Here is a 6,510-nt window from a genome sequence, read left to right on the forward strand (position 1 = left end):
ATCGGGCTGCCACGCATGGACGACATCGCCGAGTTCTTCAAAGTCTTTGCCAAGCTTGCTGAAGGACCCTAACATCTCACGTCACCGTGTCCAGCGAACACTTCTCGGGCAGGATCAGATGCTAAACAGGACGCATGATGCTGGTCGCGCTGATTCCCCCGCCGTCGGATCCGGCATTCGCGGCCGCGTTCTACAGCAGCATGTTGGGCGATGGTTGGAGCGTGAGCGGTTTCGGCAACCAGGACGACGTGCCCGATGGCGTTGCTGCCGAGGTCGAGTTCGTTATTGCTCCGCCGCCGGGCCCGGTGGACGCCCGCCTGATTGCACGGGCGCCGAAGCTGAAGCTGATCCAAGTTCCCGGGCACGGCTTCGACCATGTTAATGTCGCCGACGCCGCTGCGGCGGGCGTGCCGGTCGCCACCGTGGCCTCATCCGGCGCGGAGGCGCACACGGTGGCCGAGATGACGCTCCTGCTCGCGGGCGTGGCGATCCGGCGCATTATCGCGGGCGACGCGGCGGTGCGCGCGGGCAACTGGGGGAGCCTCGCCATGCTGCAGCATGGCGTCTTGGAGTTGGCGGGCAAGACGTTTGGAATCATCGGCTTGGGGCGTATCGGGCGCGAAGTCGCCAAGCGTGCCCGTGCGTTCGATATGCGCGTCATCTACAACGCCGCCGCGCGTTCGGATCCCGCGACCGAGATGAGTCTGGGGGCGGAGTTCCGGGAGTTGGATACCCTTCTATCCGAGAGCGACATCGTGTCTCTGCACCTTCCCCTGACACCGCAGACGCGCGGCCTGATCGGCGCGCGCGCGCTGGCGCTGATGAAATCCCAGGCCGTGCTGGTCAATACTGCTCGCGGCCAGCTCGTCGACTCCGCCGCGCTGGCGCGTGCCCTGAGGGAGGGGCGGATCGGCGCGGCCGCCGTCGATGTCTTCGATCCCGAGCCGCCGCTGCCGGATGATCCACTGCGGCAGGCGCCGAACTGCGTGCTCTCGCCGCACATGGCCGGCGTAACCGCCGAGTCGGTGATGCGAATTCTCACCGCTGCCCTCGATAACTGCCGGCGGGTTGGCCGCGGCGAACCCCCGCAAGACGTAATTGCGGCCGCGGACGGATGTCACGCGTGAGGTGGTCAGTTGGAAACCACGATGGTCGCGGGCTGGTCGTGGGCGGAAACGATGGCAGGCTTCTCGGTGACGCACGCGGGCCGGCTCGCGTCGCCTCGGGGCGGATGCTACAAATCGGCTCTGACCGACACGGTTCCGGAAATGGTGGCTGATGGCGAAGTTGCGTGTGCTGCACGAGAGCGGCGAGCCCGAGCGGGTAATCGAGTTCGACGTGAGCAAGTCTCCCTTTCAACACGACGGCCGGCCCGGCTCGATTTTGGACGTGCTGCTGGGCCACGGGGTGCACCTCGGTCACGCCTGCGGCGGCAACTGCGCTTGCACCACCTGCCACGTGGTCATCAAGCAGGGGGCCGAGCTGTTGTCGCCACAGTGCGAGAGTGAAGATGACCTGCTGGATAAAGCACCGGGGCTTACCCCCACCTCGCGCCTGGGTTGCCAGGCGGTGGTAGAGCGCGACGGGGAGGTAGTCGTGCTGATCCCGCGCTTCACCATCAATCTCGCATGAGCGGATCGGGAAGCATTGCGGCCGGCGCGACCACGGGCATGGCGGACGCACTTCGAGTGACATACGAGGCCGTCGTCGAGCAGATCATCGAGCACGACCGGACGACCCGCTCGCTGTGGCTGCGGCTGCCGGCCGATCGACCCCTGCGGTTCGTGCCAGGCCAGTTCATATCGCTGCAACTGCCGGCCGGCGGGCAGACGCTGACGCGGGCGTACTCCATCGCTTCGGACCCCGAGACTGCTGACTGCCTCGAGCTTTGCCTGGACCTGGTCCCGGACGGTCTGGGCTCGCAGTATCTGTTCAGCCTGCCGCTGGGCGCGCGCATTCACTTCACCGGTCCGTGGGGCGCGTTCACCCTGTCCGCGCCGCCGGCAGCTGAAGTCGTGTTTCTGGCCGATGCTACGGGGATTGTGCCGATCCGGCCGATGCTGCGCCGGGTGCTCAGAGCGGAGCCCGGGTTCCCCGTCCGCTTGCATCACCGTGCGCCCGCGGCGGCTGGGCATCTGTATTCAGACGAGTGGCAGGGCTGGCAGCGCACCTGCCCGCGCTTCGAGTTCGACGCGCTTTCAGCTGACAGCGCCAGTGCTCTGCTGGCGTTGACCCGCGACCGCTACGTCAACGGGGATGGCGACCGCAGCCGACACTTCTACGTTTGCGGCGTTGGCGACATCGTGACCGAGTTGCGCGACCTGCTGCGCGGTGCCGGCTACGCGCGCCGCGCGGTGCAATACGAGAAGTGGTAGGCAGCGAGGTGGAGAGGCAGAGATACATGGCGGGGCGGACGCCTGCGCGGCCGTGGGTGACGGTGGCTAGGCGGTTTCTCGAACGCGGGTGTGCCGGCGGCTTGCTTGCGGGGTTGTCATGGCGCCGGTAGTGCGAGCGGTGGGCGGCGTTGTCGGCGCGAGTCTGCTGGTGGCTGGGATGCTGTGGCTGCGCCATTACGTGCAAGCAACACAGCCGGAAGCGCAGCCGGCGCCGGCCGAGCGGCGGCTGGCCGCGGCCGAGCTGCCGCGTGTGCGGCGCGGCGTACCCGGCGGTGCGCCCATGAGCGAGCCGGCGGACGAGCCGGCCGCGGGGTCGGATTTCAGCCCGCGGTTGTCCGGCGGAATGGCGCCGCCGCGTATGGGGGTGACGCCCGGCGCGGCGCCGAAAGCGCCGGGGGCAACCTCGCCGCAGCGCGGCGGCGCCGCCGCAGCTACCGATGCGGCGCCGGCTGAGCCGCCGGCGGCCGTAACCCCGGAGACAGGTCTGGCCGCGGCTGTTCTGTCGGTCAGCTTTGACGGCACCACCAGCGCGGCCGATCAGACTCCGCCGCTCATCGAACAGGATGTTACCTTGGACCCGAAAACCGGCGCGGCGTTCTTTCCGCCGACGGCGGTGCTGGCGTATGCCGATGCCGGTGGGGTTGATCCCGATCAGGGCACAGTCGCCCTGTGGGTGCGGCGGGAGACCGATCCGGCCGACGGCAAGGAGCGCCAACTGATCTCCTTGCTCTCGGGCGGCTGGCCGAACCGCCTCGAACTCGGCATGGGGCCGACCGCGATCCGCTTCATGCTGACGACCTCCGACGGCCGCGAAACTCCCGTCGGCAGCGGCATCAAATGGGGTGCCGGCGAGTGGCATCACGTGGCGCTGACTTGGGGTGAGGCGCTGTTGTCGATCTACCTCGACGGGATGCTCAGCGATCAAGGGACGTACGCCGGCACCTTCGCGCTGCCGCCGGGGACGGCGCTCTACGTCGCTTCGAGCCGCAAGGAGATCGATCCGGCGGCGGCGCCGGTATCGCTGCGCAGCTTGCTGGTGTTGCAATACGCCGCCAGCTGGGAGGAGATCGCACAGATAGTGACCGAGACGGTGCCGCCGCACTAGGCTGGTGGCGTGATCGGTGCCGCGGGAAGCCTCCACCCCGCCTTGCCCTGTTCGTCTCAGGCGTCGGCACCTTGCCGGTGTAACCGGCGCACGGGGGAGGCCTTGATGAGGATCATGACGCTCCAGGCGACGGCGAGAACACCGCCGCGCCTGAGCGCCAAGACGTTAGAGCAGGTGTTCGGCGAGCCGGTCACGCGTACATGAGCCGGCGCCTCTTTGGTTCGGGGATCGGGTCGCCGAATTCTGTTGCCGTGTCGATCCAGAGCTGCATGGCATCCTTAGCGTTGGCGAGCGCAGCTTCCTGGGTATCGCCGTGGGCCATGCATCCGGGGAGCTCCGGTACCTCAGCTACGAACACCCCGTCCTGGTCGCTCCAATAGAGGATGATTTCGTAGTTCAGCATTACGTTGGGCCTCCGAGCTTGTGCTTCAGAATTGTCGCACGCACTTGTCGCACTTGGTGTAAGCGGGTGACCAACTCCAGGCCAGCGGACAAGCCGGTTTGGCACAGTGTGTGAGTCTTCCGGGGCGGGTTGGGGGGTGATGCGTGTTACGCGGCCGCGGCCGTCTGTTCGGGCCGCAGGCGTTTCCACTCGCGCGGCGTCAGCTCCAAGACCAGCCGCGCCGGGTGCGTTGAGACGCGATCGAGACATCGCGCAGATACACGAACGGATTGATCTGGAGGTGTTTGCACGTCTGCACCAGCGAACACAGGATCGCGGTGCGGTGTGCCGCCGCTTCGCTACCCGCAAAGAGCCAATTCTTGCGGCCGAGCACGATCGGCCGCAACGCCTGCTCCGCGCCGTTGTTGTCGATCTTGAGCCGCCCGTCTTCGGTGTAGCGTGTCAGGGCACCCCAGTTGCGCAGCGCGTAGCCCACGGCTGTAGCCAGCGGACTCTTCGGCAATGCCGTTGCCGCTTGCTCCTGCAGGTACGCGCGTAGTCTCTCCAGAACCGGTCGCGCTTGTTCCTGCCGCAACCGCCGTCGTGCGGATGCATCGAGATGCCTATCGCTGGCTGTGCGCTCGATCCCGTAGAGCTGCCCGATCAGCGCCAACACCTGCGCGCAGGCCAGCGCCGCCGTCGGCATCGCTTCCTTGAAGTACCGCCGCGCATGCGCCCAACAGCCGACTTCGATGATCTCCGGATGCTGGGCAAACACGTCGTCATAGGCGGGCGCGGCGTCCGCCTGCAGATACCCCCGGTAGTCGGCCAGCATCCGTAACGGCCCGTCCCGATTGCGCAACCAGGTGAAGTCGTACACCACATCGCCCGCCTCGGCCCGATACACCCACAAGTGTCCGGTGCGGATCTCGGGCGCGCGACTCGGGTCCTGCACATCCAGGGTCGTGTCGTCACATTGAATCCAGGGCGACTGGCACACCTGCTCCCGGTGCATCGCCCGCACGATGGGTTCCAGTAAGTCGGCCACCGCCCCGTTCCACTCCGAGAGGGTGCGTCGAGTCATCTCCACGCCGTGGCGCGCGAAGATCTGCTCCAGGCGATACAGCGGCAGGTGATCGGCGTACTTGGAGGTGACCACGTGCGCCAATAAGCCCGGCCCCGGTCGTCCCTTCTCGATCGGCCGGGCCGGGAGAACCGCCTGCACCACACCCTGCTGGCAGCTCACACAGGCGTACTTCGGCCGCACGTACTCCCGGATCACAAACGACGCCGGCACGTAGTCCAGCTCCTCGGTGGTGTCTGCCCCGATGCGCACCTTGGCGCTGTCGCAAGTCGGGCAGTGGCGCTCACTGGCCGGTGGCACCACCTCGATGCGTTCGCGGGGCAGATCGGCGGGCAAGCGCCGCCGGCTGGGATGACGCCGACGCCGCGGCGCCCGTTCGCTGGTCTCCTCCCGCGCTGACTCGTCCGTCGTCTCGGCCTGGACCGCTCCGGCCACCGCCGGCTCGAAGGGCAGCACCCCTTGCTCCACCACCGGCACGCCCTTCTCGCTGCGCCGCCCGAACAGCCTATGCGTCAGTAGCTGGACCCGCTGCCGTAGGGCCGCGTTCTCTCGGTTGAGCCGATCGATCTCGCTGCTGAGTTCGTCGACGACCGCTTGGGTCTCTGTATCGCGTACCGCCACCACGTCTACCACCACCGGAGACTGCTATACCACAGTGATTATAGAATATCTAGATCATATAGAGCACCATCACGCATTTGTGTGTGGGCGGACGTACCGTCGGCGCTCGCGCACGACCTCGATCCCATCCAGGAGCAGGTACAGCTCCCGCGGGTTGATCTCCTCGCGGTCCAGCACCGCGAAGGTCCCGGCCTCCAGGCGCTTGTACAGCAGCCAGAATCCGTCCCGCTCCCAGACCAACAACTTCACCCGATCGCGCCGCCGATTGAAAAACGCAAAGACATGCCCCGAGAGCGGGTCTTGGCGCAGCACCTCCTGCACCTGGGCGCTGAGCCGATCGAAGGACCGGCGCAGGTCCGCAGCCAGTCCCAGTTAGTGCCCGGCTCGGGCCCTTCGACGTAGTTCAGAAAGGTGGCTGGGGTCAGGTGGCCGGGTCACCCATTGGAAGGCCGTTGTCAACTGAGCAAACGAGTCCGATCGCGGCACTGCCGCCTTCTTTTCCTTTAGCTGCCATCTTCTTCCCATCCGCTGTTAGCGGAACGCTTGAACGCACCCCGGATCTTCACTCTCGTCGGTTGCGGCGCGCAGGCCGCACCAGTCACTCATCTGGATCAAGACGCTGCGCTCACCCGTTCGCACGGGATCGCGCTCGTCCCTGACGCCGGTGGCGTCCCAGAAGACCGTGGGTTCCTGCGGAGCCCATCACCGACATCATCGGCGTGCGCGCCGAGCTACTCGGAGAGAGCTTCGACACCAACGACTCACAAAGCGTTGTGCTCTTCGAGCCCGGAGTGGACATACGCCTAGCGGCCGGTGCAGTGGACATCCTCCTCCGCCCCACCGCCGCCGCCGGCTTCACCGACGAGTCCCCCGACTGGGGCATCGGCGGCTCGGTGGCCCTGGCCTGGGATCCAATGCGCTG

The 6,510-nt window shown here is 67.0% G+C and carries 8 protein-coding genes; 5 read left to right on the forward strand and 3 right to left on the reverse strand.

All coding sequences use genetic code 11. The features are described from left to right. Positions 1–134: 134 nt before the first annotated feature. The 4 genes from HY699_09035 (at position 135) to HY699_09050 (ending at position 3,501) form a co-directional block, all read left to right on the forward strand. Positions 135–1,127 (forward strand): phosphoglycerate dehydrogenase, encoded by a 993-nt coding sequence (locus HY699_09035; protein MBI4515942.1) that lies wholly within the window; start codon positions 135–137, stop codon positions 1,125–1,127. Between the two features lie 151 nt (positions 1,128–1,278). Further along, complete coding sequence (locus tag HY699_09040; protein MBI4515943.1) at positions 1,279–1,632, forward strand: 2Fe-2S iron-sulfur cluster binding domain-containing protein; 354 nt, start codon at positions 1,279–1,281, stop codon at positions 1,630–1,632. Further along, complete coding sequence (locus HY699_09045; protein MBI4515944.1) at positions 1,629–2,375, forward strand: FAD-dependent oxidoreductase; 747 nt, start codon at positions 1,629–1,631, stop codon at positions 2,373–2,375. The genes HY699_09040 and HY699_09045 overlap by 4 nt, the downstream gene beginning before the upstream one ends. A gap of 118 nt (positions 2,376–2,493) precedes the next feature. After that, a complete protein-coding gene (locus HY699_09050; protein ID MBI4515945.1) occupies positions 2,494–3,501 on the forward strand; it encodes a LamG domain-containing protein in 1,008 nt (335 codons plus the stop codon). Positions 3,502–3,691: 190 nt separating this feature from the next. Here the strand turns inward: HY699_09050 and HY699_09055 are convergent, their stop codons facing one another. The 3 genes from HY699_09055 to tnpB all read right to left on the reverse strand — a co-directional run bounded on the left by HY699_09055 (position 3,692) and on the right by tnpB (position 5,909). Further along, positions 3,692–3,904 carry a type II toxin-antitoxin system HicB family antitoxin gene (locus HY699_09055; GenBank protein MBI4515946.1) on the reverse strand — a complete coding sequence of 71 codons (213 nt, stop codon included), beginning with the start codon at positions 3,902–3,904 and terminating at the stop codon, positions 3,692–3,694. 199 nt (positions 3,905–4,103) lie between these two features. After that, positions 4,104–5,603: an IS66 family transposase gene (locus HY699_09060; protein MBI4515947.1), complete on the reverse strand. Its 1,500-nt coding sequence runs from the start codon at positions 5,601–5,603 to the stop codon at positions 4,104–4,106. A gap of 54 nt (positions 5,604–5,657) precedes the next feature. Then, the gene (tnpB, locus tag HY699_09065) at positions 5,658–5,909 is read right to left on the reverse strand and encodes an IS66 family insertion sequence element accessory protein TnpB (protein MBI4515948.1); all 252 of its coding nucleotides are present in this window, start codon (positions 5,907–5,909) and stop codon (positions 5,658–5,660) included. A 398-nt stretch (positions 5,910–6,307) separates the two neighbouring features. Here tnpB and HY699_09070 point away from each other — a divergent pair. Beyond that, the coding region (locus tag HY699_09070) for a hypothetical protein (GenBank protein MBI4515949.1) at positions 6,308–6,510 on the forward strand (203 nt) is incomplete at its 3' end.

This window comes from Deltaproteobacteria bacterium, from assembly GCA_016210005.1.
GTDB lineage: Bacteria > Desulfobacterota > Binatia > HRBIN30 > JACQVA1 > JACQVA1.

Bases quoted from the DNA above. Each gene is read 5' to 3' on its own strand.
- HY699_09035 (MBI4515942.1), top strand. From the start codon at position 135: ATGATGCTGGTCGCGCTGATTCCCCCGCCGTCGGATCCGGCATTCGCG.
- HY699_09040 (MBI4515943.1), top strand. From the start codon at position 1,279: ATGGCGAAGTTGCGTGTGCTGCACGAGAGCGGCGAGCCCGAGCGGGTA.
- HY699_09045 (MBI4515944.1), top strand. From the start codon at position 1,629: ATGAGCGGATCGGGAAGCATTGCGGCCGGCGCGACCACGGGCATGGCG.
- HY699_09050 (MBI4515945.1), top strand. From the start codon at position 2,494: ATGGCGCCGGTAGTGCGAGCGGTGGGCGGCGTTGTCGGCGCGAGTCTG.
- HY699_09055 (MBI4515946.1), bottom strand. From the start codon at position 3,904: ATGCTGAACTACGAAATCATCCTCTATTGGAGCGACCAGGACGGGGTG.